Annotated in this window: 20 protein-coding genes and 1 pseudogene; 15 read left to right on the top strand and 6 right to left on the bottom strand. The window is 55.8% G+C overall.

The genetic code is table 11. From position 1 onward, the window contains the following. Window positions 1-127: 127 nt before the first annotated feature. Complete coding sequence (locus ACP7BS_RS08405; protein ID WP_426237585.1) at window positions 128-1,228, top strand: aldo/keto reductase; 1,101 nt, start codon at window positions 128-130, stop codon at window positions 1,226-1,228. Window positions 1,229-2,301: 1,073 nt separating this feature from the next. Here the strand turns inward: ACP7BS_RS08405 and ACP7BS_RS08400 are convergent. From ACP7BS_RS08400 to ACP7BS_RS08380, 5 genes and pseudogenes are all read right to left on the bottom strand, one after another. Beyond that, window positions 2,302-3,846 carry a hypothetical protein gene (locus ACP7BS_RS08400; RefSeq protein WP_426237583.1) on the bottom strand — a complete coding sequence of 515 codons (1,545 nt, stop codon included), beginning with the start codon at window positions 3,844-3,846 and terminating at the stop codon, window positions 2,302-2,304. A gap of 150 nt (window positions 3,847-3,996) precedes the next feature. Beyond that, complete coding sequence (locus ACP7BS_RS08395) at window positions 3,997-4,329, bottom strand: hypothetical protein (RefSeq protein WP_426232047.1); 333 nt, start codon at window positions 4,327-4,329, stop codon at window positions 3,997-3,999. Between the two features lie 598 nt (window positions 4,330-4,927). Then, window positions 4,928-5,292, bottom strand: a pseudogene (locus ACP7BS_RS08390) (CbbBc protein); the annotation flags it as partial. A gap of 538 nt (window positions 5,293-5,830) precedes the next feature. After that, window positions 5,831-6,229: a DUF983 domain-containing protein gene (locus tag ACP7BS_RS08385; protein ID WP_426232046.1), complete on the bottom strand. Its 399-nt coding sequence runs from the start codon at window positions 6,227-6,229 to the stop codon at window positions 5,831-5,833. Between the two features lie 118 nt (window positions 6,230-6,347). After that, window positions 6,348-6,812 (bottom strand): DUF1348 family protein, encoded by a 465-nt coding sequence (locus ACP7BS_RS08380; protein ID WP_426237582.1) that lies wholly within the window; start codon window positions 6,810-6,812, stop codon window positions 6,348-6,350. Window positions 6,813-7,178: 366 nt separating this feature from the next. On the opposite strand from ACP7BS_RS08380, the gene ACP7BS_RS08375 reads away from it, so the two are divergent. From ACP7BS_RS08375 to ACP7BS_RS08315, 13 genes are all read left to right on the top strand, one after another. After that, on the top strand, window positions 7,179-7,703 hold the full coding sequence (locus ACP7BS_RS08375) for a Dps family protein (protein ID WP_426237580.1): 525 nt from the start codon (window positions 7,179-7,181) through the stop codon (window positions 7,701-7,703). A gap of 106 nt (window positions 7,704-7,809) precedes the next feature. Next, window positions 7,810-8,433, top strand: a complete 624-nt coding sequence (locus ACP7BS_RS08370) for a response regulator transcription factor (protein ID WP_426232044.1) — start codon at window positions 7,810-7,812, stop codon at window positions 8,431-8,433. A 219-nt stretch (window positions 8,434-8,652) separates the two neighbouring features. Then, entirely contained in the window at window positions 8,653-9,672 is a 1,020-nt protein-coding gene (locus ACP7BS_RS08365; protein ID WP_426237579.1) for a flavin reductase, read from the top strand. A gap of 3 nt (window positions 9,673-9,675) precedes the next feature. Then, on the top strand, window positions 9,676-10,680 hold the full coding sequence (gene speB / locus ACP7BS_RS08360) for an agmatinase (protein ID WP_426232042.1): 1,005 nt from the start codon (window positions 9,676-9,678) through the stop codon (window positions 10,678-10,680). Between the two features lie 96 nt (window positions 10,681-10,776). Then, window positions 10,777-12,288 (top strand): aldehyde dehydrogenase, encoded by a 1,512-nt coding sequence (locus tag ACP7BS_RS08355; protein ID WP_426237577.1) that lies wholly within the window; start codon window positions 10,777-10,779, stop codon window positions 12,286-12,288. Between the two features lie 25 nt (window positions 12,289-12,313). Next, the gene (locus tag ACP7BS_RS08350; protein WP_426232040.1) at window positions 12,314-13,387 is read left to right on the top strand and encodes an LLM class flavin-dependent oxidoreductase; all 1,074 of its coding nucleotides are present in this window, start codon (window positions 12,314-12,316) and stop codon (window positions 13,385-13,387) included. Then, the gene (locus ACP7BS_RS08345) at window positions 13,384-14,178 is read left to right on the top strand and encodes an alpha/beta fold hydrolase (RefSeq protein WP_426237575.1); all 795 of its coding nucleotides are present in this window, start codon (window positions 13,384-13,386) and stop codon (window positions 14,176-14,178) included. Before ACP7BS_RS08350 ends, ACP7BS_RS08345 begins: the two co-directional genes overlap by 4 nt. A gap of 5 nt (window positions 14,179-14,183) precedes the next feature. Continuing rightward, window positions 14,184-14,588, top strand: a complete 405-nt coding sequence (locus tag ACP7BS_RS08340; protein WP_426232038.1) for a carboxymuconolactone decarboxylase family protein — start codon at window positions 14,184-14,186, stop codon at window positions 14,586-14,588. A 28-nt stretch (window positions 14,589-14,616) separates the two neighbouring features. Further along, a complete protein-coding gene (locus ACP7BS_RS08335; protein WP_426232037.1) occupies window positions 14,617-14,892 on the top strand; it encodes an NIPSNAP family protein in 276 nt (91 codons plus the stop codon). A gap of 70 nt (window positions 14,893-14,962) precedes the next feature. Continuing rightward, window positions 14,963-16,150, top strand: coding sequence for a quaternary amine ABC transporter ATP-binding protein (locus tag ACP7BS_RS08330; RefSeq protein WP_426237573.1), 1,188 nt, complete (start codon window positions 14,963-14,965; stop codon window positions 16,148-16,150). Next, entirely contained in the window at window positions 16,143-17,069 is a 927-nt protein-coding gene (locus ACP7BS_RS08325; protein WP_426232035.1) for an ABC transporter permease, read from the top strand. Before ACP7BS_RS08330 ends, ACP7BS_RS08325 begins: the two co-directional genes overlap by 8 nt. Window positions 17,070-17,107: 38 nt before the next feature. Beyond that, window positions 17,108-18,136: a glycine betaine/L-proline ABC transporter substrate-binding protein ProX gene (proX, locus tag ACP7BS_RS08320; protein WP_426237571.1), complete on the top strand. Its 1,029-nt coding sequence runs from the start codon at window positions 17,108-17,110 to the stop codon at window positions 18,134-18,136. 110 nt (window positions 18,137-18,246) lie between these two features. Next, window positions 18,247-19,644: an aminotransferase gene (locus tag ACP7BS_RS08315; protein WP_426232033.1), complete on the top strand. Its 1,398-nt coding sequence runs from the start codon at window positions 18,247-18,249 to the stop codon at window positions 19,642-19,644. A gap of 44 nt (window positions 19,645-19,688) precedes the next feature. Here the strand turns inward: ACP7BS_RS08315 and ACP7BS_RS08310 are convergent, their stop codons facing one another. Then, window positions 19,689-21,473 carry a helix-turn-helix domain-containing protein gene (locus tag ACP7BS_RS08310; protein ID WP_426237569.1) on the bottom strand — a complete coding sequence of 595 codons (1,785 nt, stop codon included), beginning with the start codon at window positions 21,471-21,473 and terminating at the stop codon, window positions 19,689-19,691. 134 nt (window positions 21,474-21,607) lie between these two features. Here ACP7BS_RS08310 and ACP7BS_RS08305 point away from each other — a divergent pair, with 134 nt between their 5' ends. Continuing rightward, the gene (locus ACP7BS_RS08305) at window positions 21,608-22,189 is read left to right on the top strand and encodes an amino acid synthesis family protein (protein WP_426232031.1); all 582 of its coding nucleotides are present in this window, start codon (window positions 21,608-21,610) and stop codon (window positions 22,187-22,189) included. Window positions 22,190-22,196: the final 7 nt, after the last annotated feature.

Here is a 22,196-nt window from a genome sequence, read left to right as displayed (position 1 = left end):
CATGGAGATCATTGAGGTCGTTTCGATCCATTGCTGCATGGTGCTCATAAGTTCATGCGGCAGGCAACCGCTAATCCCTGCAAGCCATCAGCGCTACATATCCTCATACAAATGAAGGAGAATAAGCATGGATTTGACCAGCTATCGTACACTTGGAAAATCGGGCCTGATCGTTAGCCCATTGGCACTTGGCACCATGACCTTCGGCGCGGAGCGCTGGGGTTCTGGTGAAACTGCATCGCGCGCTGTTTTTAACGCCTATGTCGATAAAGGCGGGAATTTTCTCGACACCGCAGATGTATATTCTGGCGGCCGCAGCGAAGAGATGCTCGGCGGCTTTCTGGCTGACAGCGGTCTGCGTGACCGGCTCGTCGTCGCCACCAAGTCCGGCTTTCCGCGCGGCCAGGGCACACCGCTTTGGGGTGGCAATGGCGCCAAGAATATGCGCATTGGTATGGAAGGCTCACTGAGGCGCTTGCAAACAGATTATATCGACATGTACTGGATGCATGTCTGGGACCGCACGACACCAGCGGAAGAAGTGTTGCAAACGCTGACGGATGCGGTGAGGTCGGGAAAAATCCTGCATTACGGTTTTTCCAATACGCCTGCTTGGTACGTGGCGAAAATCGCTACACTGGCCGGGGTGCATGGCCAGCCAACCCCAATCGGCCTTCAATATGCCTATTCGCTGATCGACCGCGGCGTGGAACAGGACCTACTCCCGGCTGGTTCCGAATTGGGGATGGGCATGGTGCCATGGAGCCCGCTCGCTGCCGGACTGCTGACCGGAAAATACGGTCGCGATAAGATTGCTGATGCCGGGCGGGTCAACGCTCTGCCTGATAAGGCCTCGGTGGCAAGCGATGCCGAGAGTGACGGACGTTTGAACGGCGATAATCCATTCGGCGGTATGCTGTTTACCGAGCGCAATTTCGATATCGTGGATGTCGTGAAGAGCGTGGCAGCCGAACTCGGGCGATCGCCGGCGGAAGTCGCACTGTCTTGGGTAGCGAAGCGTCCCGGTGTCTCGTCTGTCTTGATCGGAGCCAGCCTCGTCGAACAGCTGCTCCAGAATATCGCATCGCTCGAAGTCGTGCTAGACGACAGCCAACTCGAACGTCTGCAGCAGGCGACGGCTCTGCCGCAGCTAAACCCCTACTTTATCTTCGAAATGCCGACGAACCGAATTTTCGGAGGACAGGCGGTCGAGGGTTGGCGCGCCTGATATAGACAGCTTCCACCGCCTTCGCAGTGCGAGGGCGGTGGAGAAACGCTCCCCTGATCGTGTCAAAACGATAGATTGAATTTCACGTTTCTTCTGGGCATCACGTTAGAGGCGAGAGACACAGTTGATCCGAGGCAACTCCGGGCATCCGTGACGTCAATCAGAGAACGCATGTGGCAAAAGGTGTCTACCGCCTATTCCGTCCCGCGTTGTTGGGTCGATATCGGACACTCAGAGTGTCCCCATTTGGGACCTCCTTACGACAACGGATCTTTCTTCGCCGGTAGTCTGATTGGTAAAATGTAAGCAATCCTACGGGATTACTGTCACCGCCATCCCCTCGAACGAACTGGCGCGCGATAGGTGCAAATCGGCAGCATTGCTCTTGTCTTCCTGTTCTCTAGGCCATGCAGTGGAAGGCCTTACACTGGAAGCATCGGAGGGCAGTCCGATCAGCGATCGTTGGTATTAAAACGGTGGCGACACGCACTGAGCTCGCACAAGCCATCTCGTGTGGACACCATCTTCGTTTCGCGTCCTTCATCGAATGCGCAGAAACCTATATCTGCGACGTAGCGGTCATAAAGCGTCAAGCCTGGCGACCTGCTTGATGGATAGCGCACGATAATCGCACCCTTAGCGTCGATCCTTTCATTAACTTGGGCACAAGATTGATCCTGTCCGTTTAAGCGATCGATCGCAGACGCTGAAAGCGGTATGAGTGCCGCAACGACACATAGGCAGCGTCCGTACCATAAGAGCATTTCAAGTCTGGTCATTGTCGCGCCCCTAGCTACAGAATTCAGTAATTTGCTAATTTGTGATCGTAGCTTGCTTTTTCCTTGATCCGGGGGAGATCCAGGAAGCTGGCGTGAGTTGTGGTAAGAAACAGTATGGAGTCTGCGGGCGCGCAGAGCTGGGTCAGAAATTTTGGTCAAAATTCAGTCAGCCTTCGTTCGTCCGGCCCGGCGGAAAGACCCCCATTCAAGAAGGCTGGCCGCCGTGCGGTGGGCATTTGACGGGTGACATCGATCCTTGAGGGCTCGCCAGCGCTCCCTTCGGCTGATAGCAATTTACGCGTGGTCTCTTGTCAAGCGAAGATCGATCTCACGGTCCATAAAGCTCCATTCAATGGTCGATCTTAATTGGCCGAGCATCTCCTCAAATGCCGCCTCGTCCGTAGGCGCGTAATCGAGAAATCCTAAAAAATCGAAAGGGGCTTCAGTTCCCATGTCTCTGCAATGAAGCAGCCGTCGGGCAACAGCTGGGAGATAACGGAGTCCGATCGCAATATGGTGTGACTGTTCCTCAAGGATGGAGCGGCGTTCATCTTGTGCGAGGGCCCACCAATTCGCGTTTTTGCGTAAGAGAATTAGCGCTGCATTGGTCGCCTCAGCCCGGCCGATGGGGGCCTGCTTTTCAACCAGTTCGAGCTTTTCCGAACGGGTTGTGTATCGTTCATTTGTTGCGACCCCGCGGAGTACCCAAGCGGCATCGGTTGAAATCACCGGTCGATTGCCGGAAATCATTGCCAACCGGGAAACTAATGCTATGGGGGAACCCCGAAGAGTGCAATGGGAGGTGACCGACCATTCGCCTGTGTAGCCGCCAACAAATGTCGTGGTTCTCCGATCTATTGTGTCCGTTTTATCAACATCCGTCATTGTATCTCCCAGTAGTTCAATGCCGATGCGGCAAGAAACCACCTTGCCGCTGGACAAGCACCGCATCATTTCTTGCTTCCTCGGAGCAGGAGATATTACAGACGAAACCATATTTCTTTCGAAAAGGACCGGTCGCGTCGTTACAGATCCTAACGCAACATGATGGGGAGCCCCGTCATAGTTTATGCCACCTTGATCTTCTGACGACCACAGAAGCCCCTTTGCAGGCGTCCCCGATATGGCATCGTAGTCGGAGAACGAACGGCTTTTTCGCTCCTGGATACGGTAGTTGCGCCGGTCGTCCCACGACATTTTTGCTCCTCCCGAGCTGTTTCGTCGGTTCAGACGAGATATCAGAAGACCTGTCTGAGCAGGTGCGGATCCTTGGCTACGCTTGCTGAAATGGCGCCGTAGCTCATCGGTAAATGAACGCATTTTCTCTTCGAACAAGGCTACAGCGGCGGTGACCTGCTTCCGCGCGGCGGTCACCACCATCTTCTTGTTACGGGCGAGGGTCATTTCCTGGACCGTCAGCTTCGCGGCTGCGAGCGTTCGAGAATTGAGGCGATATCCTTGGTGTCGATCTGAGCGCCGATCCGCATGCGCTCGAGAATTTCTTGCCGGGAGCCGACGTCGGCTGCGACGAGCGCCTTCATCACAGTGAACGAAGCGCGCCTTGCGTAGGATTTCCTCCGATCCTTTCAGGGCCCTTGAAAACCCGACGTAGGTCGACAGTTCCAGGGCAGGGAGATTGCAGCGCGCTTTCAAGAAATGTTTTGCTTCGGCCGGCGGGACGGCTTCCATTAGTTTTTCGACCTCGGCCGCCATCTGCAGAACCTTATCAGTCATCTGCTCCTGAAGCTGAAGGATCCGGTTGCGTGCCGTGGAAAGTGCTTGTGCCTTGACGTCGATATCGCTCTTTCGATGTGTCCATTTAGGACGTCCATACGGCATCGGATATTTCAGGGCGGGTAATCGGATTGGTACAATGTGAGCGATCGCACAGGATTCAACGTCGTTGCACTCATCGCCGATTTGTGCAAGCGCCCGAATACATCAGATAGCATTGCGCTGTGCCTGCGTGTCCGTCAGTAGGCCATCCGCTCAGCGATCGTTGCTGTGAGACCTTTCGCGGCAGGCACTGAGCGAACACATCCCATCGCGGGTGGATATTGCCGTGGACTGAAGCAATTCATCGGATTCGCAGAAGCCGACATCTGCCACGTAGCGGTCATACAGCGTCAAGCCTGGTGGCCTTTTCGACGGATAGCGCACGATAACCGCGCCATCGGCTTTGACCTGCTCATTCACTCCGTCACAGGAATAATCCTGGGCGTTCAAGCGGTCTATGGCCGCCGTTGGAAGGGGCATTAGGGCCGTAATGACCCCATAACACAGGAAGCGTGCGTTTATTGAGAATATTTTAGTTATCGTCATTGTCGCGTCCCTTGTTCCTGAATTGAGGAATTCCTGATGCATGATCGTAGCTTCGCTGTCGCGTTGATCCGAGGAAGATCGGAGAAGCCGGCGTGAGTTTTGGTTAGAATGGCCTTGGGTGTATGGGCGCGCATTTAGGTGCGCCGTTCCTGCAGAGCCGGGCGCTGTGTCATTTAGCTTGAGACTGAGTTCGACGAGCCGCAGGCGGCATCGAAGGCTGCGATACCGAGATTGCCCAGGGATTCGGTTAAACTGAATTCCGCTGCTGCCTATCTTGAAGTATACGGCGTCTGTCACCCACCAGGCTGACCGGCACACAATGAGCAAATCGGGTTCGACACCACAGGGATCGTGTCGGATCTCAACGCGCAGACTGGAGGGTTTCACTGCGGGTTTGGTGGCTGCTCAACGGCCATTAAGCGTGGTCTCTTAGCAATCGTATATCGATCTCACGATCCATGAAGTTCCATTCAATGCTCGCCCTCAGTAGCCCAAGCATGTCTTCAAAAGCGGCCTCGTCGGCAGGGGCGTAGTCGAGAAACCCTAAAAGGTCGAAAGGCTTCCGATCCCATGTCTCTGCAATGAAGCAGCCGTCGGCGGACGTTGCCTCGCGGCACATGTTCGAGCAATCAGGGAAATTGTTCGTTCCAAAGGCTCGAACAAAAGTCTAATAGAGGAAAGCCGCTTCATTGGAGGCCCGGCCAGAGGTGTAGAATTCGGCCTGGTTCGGGTCTTCCAGTTTTGACAGTTCCGCCCCGATGAGCTCGAATGCATCATCTTACGAAATCGATCGATATTTGTCCGTTTCGGCGTCGTATCTGGCTGGTTCGCCTTCAGAAAGGTCGCAACGCCTTGAGCGATGACTTGTTGCTCGGCCAGTACCTTTGCCACCGCCTGCAATGCACCCCATCCGCCCGCGGCAGCATCATAGGCTTGGACCCCGTCCGGCCGTACGTCTGGCATCGAAATCTTCCTCAGTGAAAGCGAACCATGCACAGGTGCGAAACTAAATGGTTGCGGCTGCTCAAATTCGTGGGTTCAGTTCGTGACGGTGGTGGAGACCGCGAAATTGTCTTCCAGCATTTGAAACTTCGAGATCTTTCCTCCCAATATCGTGAGGATAATCGCGAACTCAGATATGACCGATTTGCCGGATTTCATCGACAGCGTCTCAATATTACCAACGATGACGGCTCGATTTTCGCTGGAATACTTTCGACCTCGAACTGAGCGGATTCGATGATCTGACGGGTCTCGTTCAGAAATGAGACCCGTCCATTTCGGCCCTGGCATAAGTCTGCCCAAGAAAGTGCCTTTTGATCACCATGAATTTCAAAAATGAGGTCATCATGGAACGCCTCAGCGATCTTGCCGGGGTCATCGCCTCGTCCAATGCATCTGATCAGATCTCGAGCGATCACAACATTGTACTTTTGGCTCATCTTGTCTGCTCCGAGCTGCATTGTCTGGGGCAACTTCAGGACCGAGAGCAACTTGGCTATCAGCCCTCCGTCAGATCGTTTGGGCGATACAGTTTTCCTTCCTCGGCCTTGTAGAAATACTGGCTCGCAACGAGCCAGCCCTTGAGCGGCCTTAGGGGCGGAATGCACGTTGCAAGCAAGAAAGGCCCCGTTACAAAGAGCTGGGTCCAGATGGACGCGTTGAACCGCACTTCCAGCCACACTGAAAGCAGTACCGTCGGCACGCACGCGAAACAAATGACGAAGAACGCTGGGCCATCTGCCGGATCAGCGAATGAATAGTCCAAGTCGCAGACCTCGCATTTCGGCTTCAACTTCAGGAAGCCTTCAAAGAGGTGTCCCTGTCCGCATCGAGGACACAAGCCGCGAATTCCCGTCTGTACGGGCGGGAGCGGAGGATAGTCCCTTTCTGCGTTCATTAACTCATCCTTCGCGTTTCGCTTTTTTGGGATATCTACCAACGTAGGTTGGACCGCTCTACCTTCGGAGCAGTTGACCGAGGGCAGGGTTCCGTGGCCGGCCTGCCGCAGGCACATCTTAAAATCCGAAGGCTGTCAGGCCAGGATGATCATCCGGCCGTCGGCCGAGCGGCCAGTGAAATTTCCGATCACCTTCGGCAATCGGATGCTCATTTATGCTGGCGTGGCGATGCCGCATCAGGCCGTCGTCTCCGAACTCCCAGTTCTCATTTCCATAGGCGCGCAACCAGTTTTCGCTGTCATCGCGAAACTCGTAGGCATACCGAACTGCGATACGGTTCCCATCAAAAACCCAGAGATGCTTGATAAGTCTGTACTCCAACTCCTTGGCCCATTTGCGTGTGAGAAACTCCTCCACAGCGGTACGGCCCACAATGAATTCGGCTCGATTGCGCCACCTCGTGTTCTCGGAGTAGGCGAGCGCAACCTTCGCCGCGTCACGGGAATTCCACCCATCTTCCGCAAGTCGAACCTTCTGAATTGCCGTTTCGAACGAATATTGGGGAAGTGGAGGGCGCGTCATGGAAAATTTCCTTTAGACTCTCATTTGCTCCAGGTTTGCAGGCAGTTTGTCGGCAAGCCACCGGAAAACTAAAGGTCCTTTCGGGTGAAAGTTAACACATCCCTTTGAATGCGCGCCCAGCGTCTCATCGCGTTCACCGCACTATCACTGGCCGAATGTCAGTTCGGAAGCGAGACGTCATAAGACGGCGTGAAAATTTGTTAGCGCCACCGAAGCAACCGAGGTGTCGACGCCGGCAGATTGTCCGGCGGACCATGGCGCCTCGCACGACAACTCACGCCGTTTGCCGACGTCTAACAGGACTTGCTCATCGGGAAGATGTAACCGTCCAACTGACACCCCGCTAACGTCAAAGGAAAATTCCTCATGAGTATCAACCGCGAAGAAGTCGAGCGTCGTCGCATGCGCCCACTGGCAACTCCTACTGATCTTTCCAAGGAAGCAAGTGCCGATACGTCGGCCTCGCTGACGACGCTGCTAGCCGATGTATTCTCACTCTATGTAAAGACGAAGAACTTTCACTGGCACATGTCGGGTCCTCATTTCTGCGAATACCACCGGGTGCTGGATGAGCAGGGGGATGAGCTGCTTTCAATGACCGACGCCCTCGCTGAGCGCGCCAGGAAGATCGGCGGCGCCACGATTCGATCCGTCGGTCACATTTCCCGGCTGTCGCGCTTGTCGGACAATGATGCAGATTTCGTGACCCCCAAGGACATGATGGCGGAACTCTGCCAGGACAACAGAGCGCTCGTGGCAGCTATGAGGGCGACGCACGACCTCACCTCAGAACTCAGAGACGTGGCGACAACGAGTCTTTTGGAAAACTGGATCGATCAAGCCGAGCGGCGTGCTTGGTTTTTGTTTGAAACCGGACGTGACGTTCAGTAGCTCCATCAGGCCTCCCAACAGCGAGATCCGTCGCTGATGAACCGCAGCGACGGCGTCATTTCAGTCTGGAAATAAACTTTTGAGGGCGCTACTCGAGGGTACTCAGATGAAAATTGTAAACGTTGAGAAGCCTGTCGTGCGAGTGGTGGATGACGACACTGCGGTCAGGGCCTCTCTTGTCGGGCTCATGCGGTCGAACGGGTTGAATGCGGCTGGATTCGGGACGACCCGCGCGCTCCTCGAGGCGGATGACCTTAGCAAGCCGGGCTGTCTCATTCTCGACGTTCATCTCGAAAACGAATGCGGATTGGAGTTCCAATCCTATCTCAAGCGGTCCGGAAATAAGACCCCCGTCATCATCATGACAGGTCACGGCGACATCCCCATGACGATCCGGGCGCTCAAAGGTGGCGCGTCGGATTTCCTGTGCAAGCCGATTCCCCATCGAGACTTGATGGAAGCCGTGTGCAACGCGATCGAAGCGGATCGTCGAAATAGGCGGGAGATTGAAGCGTTGGGGGAACTCCACGAACTGGCGGGACGACTGACCCCGCGGGAGCGGGAGGTCATGGACGCTGTCGTCGGCGGATTAATGAACAAGCAGATCGCGGCAAAGTTTGGGATTAGCCTTGTGACGGTGAAACTTCATCGAGGGAAGGTCATGCGCAAGATGGAGGTTCGGACGATTGCCGACTTGGTCAAAAGGGTGGAGCTAATTAGGTTTCGCTAGCACAATCAGGTGCGGGCTTGTTGGCTCACCAATCATTCGGAATTCGAAGGGGCTTTTGTTCTCTGAAACCTTGGTCCGACAGTGCTGCCCAGTAGTCACGCGAAAGGTAGAGTCGCGTTTCCGAGCAATGTTTTCAAGAGTTCTCCTATTTTTGAAGGAAGATCGACGTGGTTCCATCCCCCATTGTCGATGCACGTTAAAAGCGACGGGGTGACAGCAGTGGGCCAGCCGACCGAAGTACTCAACGATCAAACGATAAATCCAATCGAACTGCGCAAGGCTTTCGGCACATTCGTCACCGGCGTGACGATCGTGACCACGCGAGACCAACCAGGGGCGCCCAGGGGAATGACGGCGAACTCGTTCACGTCCGTCTCGTTGGATCCTCCCCTTGTGTTGATCTGCATCGGTAAATCTGCCCTGAGCTGCGAGGCGTTCGAGAAATCATCTTCGTTCGCTGTGAACATCCTCCATGAGGGTCAGAACCAGCTCGCTGCGGTCTTCGCGTCCAAGTCGCTTGACAAGTTTGAGAACGTCGCCTTCGACACGGTACACACGGGCTCGCCCGTTCTGACCGACAGTCTCTCTTGGTTTGACTGCTCAGTTTACAGCAAAATCGACGCGGGCGACCACGTCATCCTCATTGGAATGGTGCGAGCTTTCGGCACGAGCCCAGCAGCTCCACTAGGGTTTTGCAGGGGCAGATACGCCCATGTCAAAGACGCGCTACCCGATGGATGGCTTCCGTCCCAAGGCATGGTCATGGGCTATCTGATCGAGAAAGACGGCAAAATCTTGCTCCGCTCGGACGGCAAAGGAATGTTCGGACTTCCAGTCTCCAAGAAGCGAAAAACGGGAAGTTTCATCGAACTTGCCGGCGGGAACGAGATCAAGGTCATCCCTGAGAGCACTTTCCTTTACTCGGTGTTCGATGTCTCCGACGGCGATCCGGGCTACATTGTATACCGGGCCTCGCTCGCATCGGACTTCGATCCGGCGGCCCTAGCGCCTGAACTTCAATTTTTCTCGATCGACCAGCTGCCACTTCAAGAAGTGGCAACTCACGACCTTCGGGCCGTACTCAGGAGATATATCCGCGAGCACGCAGATAATCGCTTCGGCATCTATATGGACCATCCAGATGGCGGGCGGATCGCGATGCTGGAGTCCGAGATGTCGAGCTCGTGCGTCAACACTGACACCGCACACAACTTCAAACATGTCGCTGCGGGAGTTTGAGCGATGGACAATGCGAAAATTCCTCTGACAACGCCTACAGCCACTGACAACGCGGTCTTTGGAAAAAAGCTCTATGGCGGATCTCATGAACCCGTTTATGGCGGCGCGCTATCATTCATGCGTCGCCGCTTTTCCCGCGATCTGACTGACATCGATGTGGCGATTTGGGGCATTCCCTTCGACGCCGCGGTTTCCAACCGCCCCGGCGCGAGGTTCGGTCCACAGGGCGTTAGACGCGCATCTTCGATACTTGAAGGCGACCCCCAGTATCCATTTCGGAGAGATCCATTCGAAAATCTCGCCGTCGTCGATTACGGGGACTGCGCGCTTGATTTCAGCCGGCACAGCGAGGCCCCGTTTCACATGGAGGCTCAGGCACACGAGATCGTCAAGACTGGAACGACCCTGCTGACAATCGGCGGCGATCATTTCATCACGTGGCCGATGCTCAAAGCGCACGCCCGACGCCACGGACCAATGGCCCTGGTACAGTTCGACGCTCATCAGGACACCTGGCTCGACGACGAAGGACGGATCTCGCATGGCTCATTCGTTGCCCGCGCGGTTCACGAAGGCATCATTATTCCAGAGAGCTCCATTCAAGTCGGTATAAGGACCCACGCGCCTGATACTTGCGGCCTTGAAATCTTGTACGCGGATGATGTGGAGCGACTTGGGATTGACGGCGTCGTCAAGCGCGTCCGAGACCGTGTAGGGGATGCGAAAACCTACATTACCTTCGATATCGATTGTCTCGATCCTGCTTTCGCCCCGGGAACTGGGACCCCTGTCGCCGGCGGCCTTTCCTCACGCGAGGCGCTAATGATCCTGCGACGGCTTGGAACGCTCGACATCGTTGGCGGCGATGTCGTCGAGGTGGCTCCCGCCTACGACCATGCGGATATTACGTCCATCGCGGCCGCCGCGGTCCTGCAACATTACCTTTGCCTTCTCGCAGAAAAGAAAGCGGGCGTGCTTGGTTTTGAGGTTTCGGCTGGTTTGTGGTGACAGGAAACAGCCAAGGAGCCCCGCCAACTCACCAACAAAGCAGCAACCGCATTACGTCGCACCTAAAGCGAAACGTCAGTATTGAATGAGATGTCCATGAAAAGAGCAGTCAGCACGATCGAAGGGTCACGGCAGAATCTCTACATTGGGGGCAGATGGGTAGAACCCCATAGCGGCGTTTACGTGAAGAGTTTCGATCCGACAACGGGAATGCCATGGTACGAGTTTGGCAATGCCGACGCGCAAGATGTCAGCGATGCGGTCGACGCCGCGCGGGCGGCATTCGAAAACCCGCAATGGCGTCGCATTACCCAGACGGACCGCGGAAAGCTCGTTCGAAGGCTCGCGGAGCTCGTTCTTGAGAACGCCGACGTCCTTGCGGAAATCGAGACCCGCGACAACGGGAAGCTGCTGAAAGAAATGCGCGCCCAGATGCGAGCGTTGCCAGACTCCTATACCTACTTTTCCGGAATGGCTGACAAGTTGCTGGGTGAGACCGTTCCCGTCAACAAGCTCGATATGCTGAATTTCACGATGCGGGAGCCGATCGGCGTGGTTGGCATGATCACGCCGTGGAACTCGCCCCTCATGATGCTGACGGGCACTCTTGCACCCTGCCTGGCGATCGGCAACACCGTCGTCATCAAGCCTTCCGAGCACACGTCGGCGTCTACGCTTGCTCTTGCCGAGCTCATCGAGGAGGCGGGCTTTCCTGCAGGTGTCGTGAACGTCGTGACCGGCGGAGGCAAGACGACCGGTGATGCGCTGGTGCGGCACCCTGGACTGTCCAAGATCGTCTTCACCGGGAGCACGACCACAGGCCGGACAATTGCTGCGAACGCTGCCCAGAACCTGATTCCCTGCCAGATGGAATTGGGAGGGAAATCCCCGCATGTCGTGTTCGGAGATGTGGACATAGACCGCACGGTCAACGGCGTCGTGGCCGGGGTGTTCGCCGCTGCCGGGCAGACGTGTGTGGCTGGATCCCGTTGTTTTGTCGAAGCGAGCATCTACGATCGTTTCGTGGAGGCTTTGGTCGAGCGGACCGGTCGCATTATGGTTGGACATCCCATGAATGACGCGTCGGACATCGGTCCGCTGGCGATACCGGAGCAAATCGGCAAGCTCAAGCATTACGTTGCGTCTGGCGTCTCCCAGGGAGCACGCATCGCAGCAGGCGGCAAACAGCCTAGCCGGGAAGACCTCGCCGATGGCTGGTACTACGAGCCGACCGTAATGACCGAGGCGACGAACGACATGACGTTCATGCGCGACGAGCTGTTTGGCCCCGTCGTCGGCATCGTCCCTTTCTCGTCTGAGGAGAAGATGATCTCGCTGGCGAACGACACACGCTATGGCCTTGCTTCAGGGATCTGGACCAAAGACATCGACCGCGCGATGCGTTTCGCCAACAAGGTCAATGCCGGAACGGTCTGGATCAACACATACCGCTCGGCCGCCTTCATGTCCTCGATGGGGGGCTTCAAGGAGAGCGGATACGGCCGAAGGGGAGGGTTTGACGTGATGCGCGAGTTCTCAAGGGTCAAGAACGTCGTCCTCGATTACTCCGGCGCAATGCAGGATCCCTTTGTCATTCGTCTGCGCTGACACGCTTCAATAATCGGAGAAAAAAATGAAGTTCTCAGTTTCCCTTTATCTTGAACGAAAATCACCCCAGATGCAGATGGGGGAGGTGAAGCAGAATCTGCTTGATCTCGCGAAGATGGCAGACCAGGGTGGGTTCGAAGCGATCTGGACTGCGGAGCATCACACCATCGAGCTCACCGTCGCCCCAAATCCATTCACTGTGCTGACATGGCTTGGGCAGCACACAGAACAGATACGGTTGGGCACTGCGACCATCGTGGCACCTTATTGGGACCCGATCCGCCTGGCCGGTGAAGCAGCGCTTTGCGATCACCTCACGAACGGGAGGCTCGAACTCGGTATAGCGCGAGGATCCTACCAGTACGAGTTCGACCGGATGGCTGGCGGAATTCATCAACAAAAGGGCGTTGCCTACATGAAGGAACTGCTGCCTGCGGTCCGCAAGCTGTGGGAGGGCGACTACGCGCATGACGGAGAGTTCTGGAAATTCCCGACTGCGACATCAGTTCCAAAGCCACTACAGCAGCCGCATCCCCGGATATGGGTCGCCGCTCGGGATCCTGGCACGTTCGACTGGGCCGTCGGGCAGGGGGCAAGCATTCTCTCGACGCCTCTCGCCGCCCCGAACTCCGAGATCGCAGTCCTGGGCGCGAAATTTGACAAGGCAGTCGCGGATCATCCGGAGGTGGCCCGTCCAAGGTTTATGATGCAGCGTCGGGCCTGCGCATTTGAAAAGCCTGAAGACAAGCAAGTGGCGATCGAATGCAGCGTGGAATATGGGCGTCTATTCGAAAACCTCTTCCAGAACCTCGGAAACATCAAGAATGGTTTTCCAGAACCGGTCCCGTATGACTCCGTGTCCGGGAAGGAGAACTACAATCCCGAGAGCATCGCACGGAATTTCCTATTCGGCACCCCGGACGAACTGATTGAAAAGCTTCTGATGTACGAAGCGGCTGGCGTCGACCAGGTCAGCCTCGGAATAAACTTCAATCTGCCCGTGTATCTTCAGAAGAACACGATCCGGTTGTTCGCAAAAGAAATCATCCCGTTCTTCGCCGATCGTGAACGACGGGTGAGGTTGGACGCAGCGCAATGATGGAACGTCAATTCGCAACGAAGGATGCGGTGCTGAGCTACCGGATCGACGGTACAGGGGAACGGCCGCTCCTGTGTATACACGGGGTCGGGTCATCGAAGGAAGCGTGGGCCGATGTTATCACGCTTCTGTCGAGCGAGTACAAGATAGTGACTTTCGACTTGAGAGGACATGGCCAGTCCACAAAGATCAAAGGGCGCTACGAAATCGACCACTTTGTCGACGATGCTCTTTCGATCGCTGATGCTGTGGGATTCAAGAGATTTCATCTCGCTGGCTTTTCGCTTGGTGGTCTGATCGCGCAGCGGATAGCCTTGATGCACGATGAGAGGGTCGAACGACTTTATCTGCTTTCCACTGTCGCTAACCGAACGGATGAGGAACGGTCGAAAGTCCTTGCAAGGCTCGCTGCATTACAGAGTACCGAGCGCGGTTCGCACTACGATGCGTCCATGGTTCGGTGGTTTTCCGACGAATTCAGGGAGACCCATCCAGAACTGTTGGCTGAGTTGAGAGATCGCAATGCTCAGAACGACCCTGAATGCTATGCCGCGTCCTATCGGGTTCTGGCGGAAACCGATTTCGGCGGCCTTCTTGATCAGATTCGATGCCCGACACTGATCGCGACAGGCGAGGGCGATGTAGGATCAAATCCTCGTATGGCACAGTCGATGCACGAAGCGATCCGCGGATCGGAACTGCATATACTGCCGAAATTACGTCATTCCATCTTGACAGAGGCGCCTGAGCAGGTGGCCAACCTTATCCGAAACTTCGCAGCAGAGGGTTGACGAACGTGGACGGTCAATTGAAGCGGGATGGCGAGAAAATCCGGAGACAGGTCCTGGGGGACAAGTATGTCGAGCGGGCGATCAACGACGCCGACGCTTTCTCAGCGCCGTTCCAGGATATGCTCAATGAATATTGCTGGGGCACTTGCTGGACCGATGACGGCCTCGATCTCAAGCAGCGGAGCCTTCTAAATCTTGGTATGCTCGCCGCGCTGGGGCGAATGCATGAATTCAGTCTTCATTTCCGAGGGGCGATTAGGAACGGCCTTTCAGAAGAAGAGCTTCGATCAGCGTTGATGCAGATCGCGGTCTACTGCGGCGTTCCCGCGGGCGTTGAGAGCTTCAGGGTCGCGCAGCAGGTACGTAACGAACTTGAGATGGAGTCCAGCGAGGTCCCCAATGATCTTTGAGGAGCGCATCTACAGGATCCGAAGCGGAATGATGAGCAGCTACCTCAAACTTGTCGGCCAGGAGGGGCTGGCGATACAGCAACCCATACTTGGAGATTTAATCGGTTACTTCGTGACCGAAATCGGCGACCTCAACCATGTCGTCCATCTGTGGCGCTTTCAGAGTTACGAAGACAGATCGCTCCGTCGGAGGCGTCTATCGGAAAACGAGTTATGGCAATCTTTCACGCCGCGTCTATCGGCCTGCATTGAGACAATGGAGAACCGAATTCTGACGCCAACTGATTTTTCGCCGTTGCAGTAGAGAGGCCGTGGAGCAACAACAGCCGCATCGGGAGAGGAAAATCCGCTGCGGACAATCTGGGAACAACAACATGACTGAACGGCTTAGAATCGAGAACCTCTACAAGGTCTTTGGCGGTAGTCCCGAGCGAGCGATGTCGCGTCTCCGGAGCGGTTCGACCAAAGAGAAGGTGCTCGCCGACACCGGCCTTGTCGTCGGCTTGAACAATGTCAGCCTATCGGTTCCATCCGGGTCGATATACATGATCATGGGACTATCGGGCTCTGGAAAGTCAACCTTGGCCCGTTGCATCAATCGCCTGAATGAGCCAAGCGCCGGTAAGATCCTGCTGGACGGCGAGGATCTTGTCGCGCTCGGTGAAAGACAGCTGCGGGAAGTCCGTCGCACCCGAATTTCCATGGTCTTTCAGCACTTCGCGCTCCTCCCCAACAGAACGGTGACGGAGAATGTGGAGTTCGGTCTCAAGCTTCGCGGGATATCGCCAGCAGTCCGTCGCCGGAAGGCGGAAGAAATCCTATCGATTGTCGGACTTGCCTCTTGGTCCCATCGCCTACCTCACGAACTGAGTGGAGGGATGCGGCAACGCGTCGGTCTCGCACGCGCACTCGCGACCGATGCCGACGTTCTGATAATGGATGAGGCGTTCAGCGCTCTCGATCCGTTGATCCGCGCTGAAATGCAGGAAGAATTGCTGCGTCTGCAACGAACCTTCCAGAAGACGATCCTCTTCATCACGCACGATTTTCAGGAGGCTCTCAAGCTCGGTACTCGCATCGCGATCATGGCAGACGGTGAACTCATGAGGGAAGGCGAGCCACAGGAGATCGTGCTCGATCCCCAAAGCGACTATGTGACTTCCTTCACGAAGGACGTCGATCGGTCTCGTCTGTTCGACGCGAGAGCGGCGATGAGACCAGGAGAGGTCCAGACCATCCGTGGAAGCCAATTCGCGCTCTGCGAATACGGGGCGATAGCACTGGACAGCGGCAATCGTGTCAAAGGTCACATTGCACTCAAGGACATCGACAGGCTTCGCGCCGGCGACGACATGTCCACGCTTTTAAGTGCTGACTTCAAAACGGTCCCTCCGGACGCAAAACTTCTCGATGTTTCCCGTCTGTACAAATCTGGACGCCCGCTCGTCGTAACGGATGAAGATCAACGCTTCATCGGTACGGTCTGCGCCGAATCCATTCTGAGCCAGATTGCAGCCCTGCCCACCGGATCGGCATCTGCGAGGAGAAACCCCAATGTTTGACGCCGATGATCTTGCAGTTTTCCCTGTCGCTGACTGGATCCAAACGGGAGTCGAATGGCTTTCTTTCAATTTCCGTCCGGTGTTCGTGGCGATCAAGTGGCCGATCGAAAGTATTCTGATGTTCAATCAGGATGTCATGCAGTCTGTCCCGTTCCCGGTAATGGTGATTGCGATCACGCTGGCGGCCTATCTGCTTGCTACACGGTCTACTGCAGTTTTTACCGCTGTTGCCTTGATCGTCATTGCTGGCCTGGGCGTCTGGGTGGAGGCAATGACGACACTGTCCCTCATCATGACTGCGATCGTTCTGTGCACGATCATCGGAATACCGATTGGGATCTGGTCTGCCAAAAGCGATCGAGTTTGGAGCGTGGTCCGGCCAATTCTCGACGTCATGCAGACGACGCCGACTTTCGTGTACCTCGTCCCGGTCGTCATGCTGTTCGGCGTAGGAACGGTCCCCGGCGAAGTGGCGGTCATAATCTCGGCAGTGCCGCCGCTGATTCGCTTTACCAACATCGGCATTCGACAGGTTGATATCGAGATCGTCGAGGCTGGGCATGCGTTTGGCGCCGATCCACGGCAACTGCTCTGGGAAATCCAGTTGCCCCTCGCCATTCCCACAATCCTCGGCGGCCTGAACCAGACTGTTTTAACAGCGATGGTGATGTCGGTCGTCGTGGCCATGATCGGAGCCGAGGGTCTGGGCCTCGTGGTCATGCAAGGTCTCGGTCGGCTTGATGTCGGCAGCGCCGCGATCGGCGGCATCGCGATCGTACTTCTGGCGATGATCCTCGACCGCATCACCCAAGAAATGGCGACGAAGAAGTCCGCTACGAGGACACCCAGCGCCATGAGCAAGGCGCTCAAGCGCCTGCTTTTCCCGGACAAACTAGAAAAAGCGGCAAACCTGTCCTGAGCGAAACGCACATCCAACAACACAAAAAGGGGAATAAAATGAGACGTTTTAACCACTTCACGGTCCTTGCCGCGGGCTTTGCCGCAGTCGGTTACGGGGCGATGGCGAATGATCTTCCAGGAGAGGGGAAAACCGTTCGGTTTGCTCGCGGCGACAGTCTGGGCGCTAACTACATTCAGGACGAGATCCTGATCGCAGGGCTGAAGAAGCTTGGCTACGACGTCAAGCTATCGACCGTCAGCACCAATGTCTTCTTCCAGGCAGCAGCGCAGGGCGACCTCGACGTCGCAGCGGACATCAACATCCCGCAGGAGGTGGCCGCCTACACCCCGGTAAAGGACAGGGTCGATCTCATAGGCGACGGAAACATCGTCGGAGGGGGTACCAATGGATATCTCGTCGATAAAAAGACCGCGGACGAATATCACCTCACAAGTATCGATCAGCTTAAAGACCCCAAGATCGCGGCGCTGTTTGACACGAACAGCGACGGCAAAGCTGATCTGGTAAACTGCGATCCGGGTTGGCAGTGCGGAGACGTGGTCGACTACCAGGTGGAGAAGTTCGGGCTATCTGATACGGTCAAGACCGTTCGCGGCAAATACGAAGTGCTCCTGGCTGAGACATTTGCCCGGTTCAAGCGTGGCGAACCGACCTTGGTGTATACTTGGCAGCCGTCTTGGGTCACCGACACTTTGAAGCCGGGAACGACCACCGTCTGGCTTCCCATTCCTTTCGACGCTCTGCCGCCCGGCATCGAGGCCAAGAACGGACACCTCGTCAAGGGCGTCGTCGGTTGCGCCGGTGGACAGGATCCATGCCGCATGGTGACCGGGTCCTGGAACTGGATGGCCGCCGGAAACAAGAAGTTTCTTCAAGAGAACCCATCCGTCAGGGCATTCCTCGCGAAAACTGTTTGGCCGACCACCACATGGGCCGAGTGGGAATCGACGTTGAACGACAACAGCACTGATCGCGCGATCAAAAAAACCGCAGAAAAGTGGATCGCCGAAAATCAGACCGTGTTCGACAATTGGGTTGCTGAAGCGTCCACGGCGACCAACTGACCACCCACGTTAATCGATCCTCCGTACGCTGGATCCGGGCGGAGACGACCACGATGGCGACAGAGGTTTCGGCGCCTCCCGTCGTGAATGTTAGAGGAAAAGGATTTCAGATGAACATGGAACTGCGACCGAATTGGAGCGACAATGAACTGAAGGATGCGGCCAGCCAGCACCTCATCAGCCCATCGGAAGAGATGGCGAAGCTCGGTCAGGGCGATCGCCCTCTATTCAGCCGGGCCGATGGCATCTACATCTGGGACAGCAACGACAAGCGTCTGATCGACGGGCCGGGCGGAATGTGGTGCGCGCAGGTGGGCTACAACTCAAAGGAAATCGCGGACGCAATCCACGATCAGGCTCTCAAATTGAGCTACGCATCCCCTTGGTATTTTCACAATGGACCTGCCGCCACTCTCGCTCAGAAGATTTCGGAGCTCGCCCCCGGAGACCTGAACCACACATTCTTCACGACTGGCGGATCCTCGGCGGTCGATTCGGCACTTCGCTTCATGCAGTTCTACAACAATGTTCTCGGCCGTCCGAGCAAGAAGGCTATCATCTGCCGGGTGGATGGTTATCACGGCAGCACCCAGCTAACTGCAGCCTGCTCGGGCCGCGCATGGAACAGGCCGAATTTCGATCTGGAATCCGATCTCATCTCTTTCATATCAGCTCCGAACGTCTTCCGTCGTCCGCGTGGCATGACCGAAGACGCGTTCCTGGACTTCCTGGTCGATGAGTTTCGTAGCAAGGTCGAGGCTTTGGGGCCGGAAAACGTAGGAGCATTTCTTGCCGAGCCCCTCCTTGCCTCCGGCGGAGTCCTCATCCCACCTAGGGGCTACCACAAGCGCATTCTTGAATTCTGCCGAGCGCACGACATCCTGTACATCTCGGACGAGGTGGTGACGGGCTTCGGACGCTGCGGGCACTGGTTCGCATCTGAAGATGTCTTCGATATCGTTCCAGACATCATCACTTTTGCCAAGGGGGTGACTTCGGGATATGTCCCGCTTGGAGGCTTCATCATATCCGACGCCGTCCTATCGCGAGTGAGTGGTACCAACTCCAAAGGTAGCTTCTTCACCAACGGCTACACTTACAGCGGACACCCGGTGAGCTGCGCAGCGGCGCTCGCAAATATCGACGTCATCGAGCGCAGGAATATTCTGGAACACGTCCAACATATTGCGCCGTACTTCCAAGCGAAGATAAATGCTCTCGGAGAGCTCCCGCTTATCGGGAATGCCAGGGGGACGGGTCTGCTCGGATGCGTTGAATGCGTGACGGATCCTTCCGCTGATGCAGCCACGAAACTAGACGCCGAAGTCGCTCTGAGGATTGACAAGGAATGCTACGAAGCCGGTCTCATCGTCCGCCCGATCGGCAGCATGTGTGTGTTATCTCCAGCGTTGGTGATCACCCGTGACGAGATCGATCAGATGATGACCATATTGCATGACAGCATCGTCAGGGTCGAAAACGAGCTGCGCTCGGAAGGCAAGTTCTAACTTAGGCGCCCTCGCAACCGATTTAGTGTGACTGCGAGGGCATTTCAATCATTTAGCAACTTGAATATGCGGACGGCGAGTTCGAGTTCGAAGCGTCTGCTGGACGTGTCCAGGTCGAGCTTGAAGAGATCGGTCATGCGCGTCAGCCGATACCGCAACGTCGTGACATGGATACCAAGTCGATCGGCACATTGCTGGTTACGGTAGCCCGCGTCCATGAACGCTTCCAACGTCTCAAAAAATTGCGTTTCGTTCTCGGCGTCATGCTGCAAAACGGGGCCTAGCACCTCTTTCGTAAATACACGCACCTGGGCGAGATCCGCGGATACGAGAAGCATGCTGAGCGGCCCGAGCATGCTTGTCGACACGACGCCGCGCTTTCCGAGGGAGACGGCGATGGAAAGGACGCTCGCCTGTTTCCTAAATTGATCGCGGTATTGTGCGAGGTCGCTGCATACGTCCCCGACGACCATAGTGGGAAGTTCGTGACTGGCGCGTCCCAGCTCCTGTACCAGCCGGTTCATCAGCGGTTTAACAACCTCAAGGCTTTTCGAGCTGCCGACGGGAAGTATAAAGATCATCGCATCCGGGCGGGCTATCACGACGGCTCTAGGGTCAATATGCTCGGCCAAAAACGATAGTCCGCGCAACATGCTGTTCCATACGGTCTCGGGAATCCTATCGGCGTCAACGAACGAAATCATGATCATTCGGTTCGGGGAGTTCAGCTTCAGACCGTATTTCAACGCCCTTTGAGCAACGTCGTTCTCCGACTTCCATGTTCCCTCGATAATTTCAAGGAAGAGCGCGTCGAGCGAACGTTGTTCGAACTGGAAGCGGATGAGGTTTCTCATCAGCTGGACGCTCAATGCCTGCTTGGCACTCTCGATCAGCAACAGATCCATCTCTTGAATGTCTTCATCGCCGAGCAGACAGAGCGCTCCGGCTGATTGGCCGTCGATTTCCAGGAGACGAAGTCGCGCGATCGTACTGAAATTTTGCGTGCCTCTCGCATAGGAGAGGTCGACCTTGGCCGACGTCGCGTTCTTGAGGCCTTCCCGGCAGACCGACTGTATCCTAGTCGCCAGCTCTCGCTCGACGTACTCGCCCCACTCCCGATCGTCGAAATATCGCGGGTCTGGTGATCTTCCAGGGAGGACCGTATTGGTGGTGGAGTCTATGACAAGCATGGGCTGGTTGAGCGCCGGACCGATCACGGCGGCAAGATTCTTGACAGAATCATCCGAGAGCGCTTGTTCCATCCACTGCGTGTGTCTAGCGAGCACTTCCTGCTTCTGCTCGACCGCCTTTTGTTGATCAAGAATGTTTCTTTGCTTTTCGAGCGCGATAGTGCCGAGCTGAACGATGAGTTTGATAAGAGCCAGGTCGTCAGGCGAAAGCGACTTGATCTCGCGCGACACCAGAGTGAGCACGATCGGCCGGGAGTCGATGTCGGTGCAGTTCATCGGAACGACCAGGACGCTGCTGTAGTTCTTCTCGATCGATTCCTTTTGAAACCCAGGAAATTCCGCCGATGTCTTCGCGTTAGATATGAATACCGGCTCATTGTATCGGAGGGCTACGAGAGAGGGGCTCGTCGCAAGGGCCCAGTTTGCGGCTCCCGCATTGGGAAGCAGACTGGGATCGTACCGAACCGTGACGTAGGCGTATCCACTCGCGAGATCGATACTCATGATCGTTCCGCGGTACCAGCCAAGGTGTCTACATGCAGCAGCTATCATCTGACGGAGGATGGTGTCCGTATCCCGCTCGGCATTGATTAAACTCGCTATGTCGCTCAACGTCGCGATCAATTGCTTGGCGTCCAAGTGTCCCACCTCCAAAATCCGGTTCGTCCTCACTTTCAACAATGAATGGCTCAAGTCTTCCTCAATTTCAATGAAGATGCACTGCGGCTTTTCCTTCAGATGTTCACCCAGAGCGTTCCAACCTTGGGGGAAATATGCGTCCGAAGATCCGCAAAATCGTAACAGTGGTTGAGGAGCTGTTCATTGAAGGCGGGAGAGCCGCTGACAAGCCTGTAACGGCGGTCGCGGTGATAGCCGTATTAACCAATCCTTGGGCAAATCTGCCTTTTTCAGATGATCTGAGACCCGTAATTGACGTCTACGCCCCGGCGCTTGGACAGGAAATGACCCGTCGCTTGATTGCGGTGATGCCGGCTTCCTGTATCGAAGCCTATGGAAAGCTTGCAGCAGTAGGTCTCGACGGCGAGATCGAACACGGCTCAGCGCTGATCCACACGCTTCGGTTCGGCAACATCTTTCGTGAAGCGTCCGAGGGAACCACCTACCTGAGTTTCACAAATACAAGAAACACTGCTGGCGCGCTCTTATCGCTTCCGATGACACATAAGAGCGTCGCGGGTACGCGTTCCCACTTTCTCACAATGAATCTGCAGGTGTCGGACGCACCGCGACACGACGAAGTTTTGATTGCCATTGGAGCTGCGGACGGCGGGAGACCTCACGCCCGTATCGGCGACCGTTTCAAAGACATGGAAGAAATGGGGATCAATCAGTGAGCATATC

Source organism: Pararhizobium sp. DWP1-1-3 (assembly GCF_049896125.1).
In the GTDB taxonomy this organism is placed as follows: domain Bacteria; phylum Pseudomonadota; class Alphaproteobacteria; order Rhizobiales; family Rhizobiaceae; genus Pararhizobium.
This window is presented reverse-complemented; position numbering and strand designations above follow the sequence as displayed.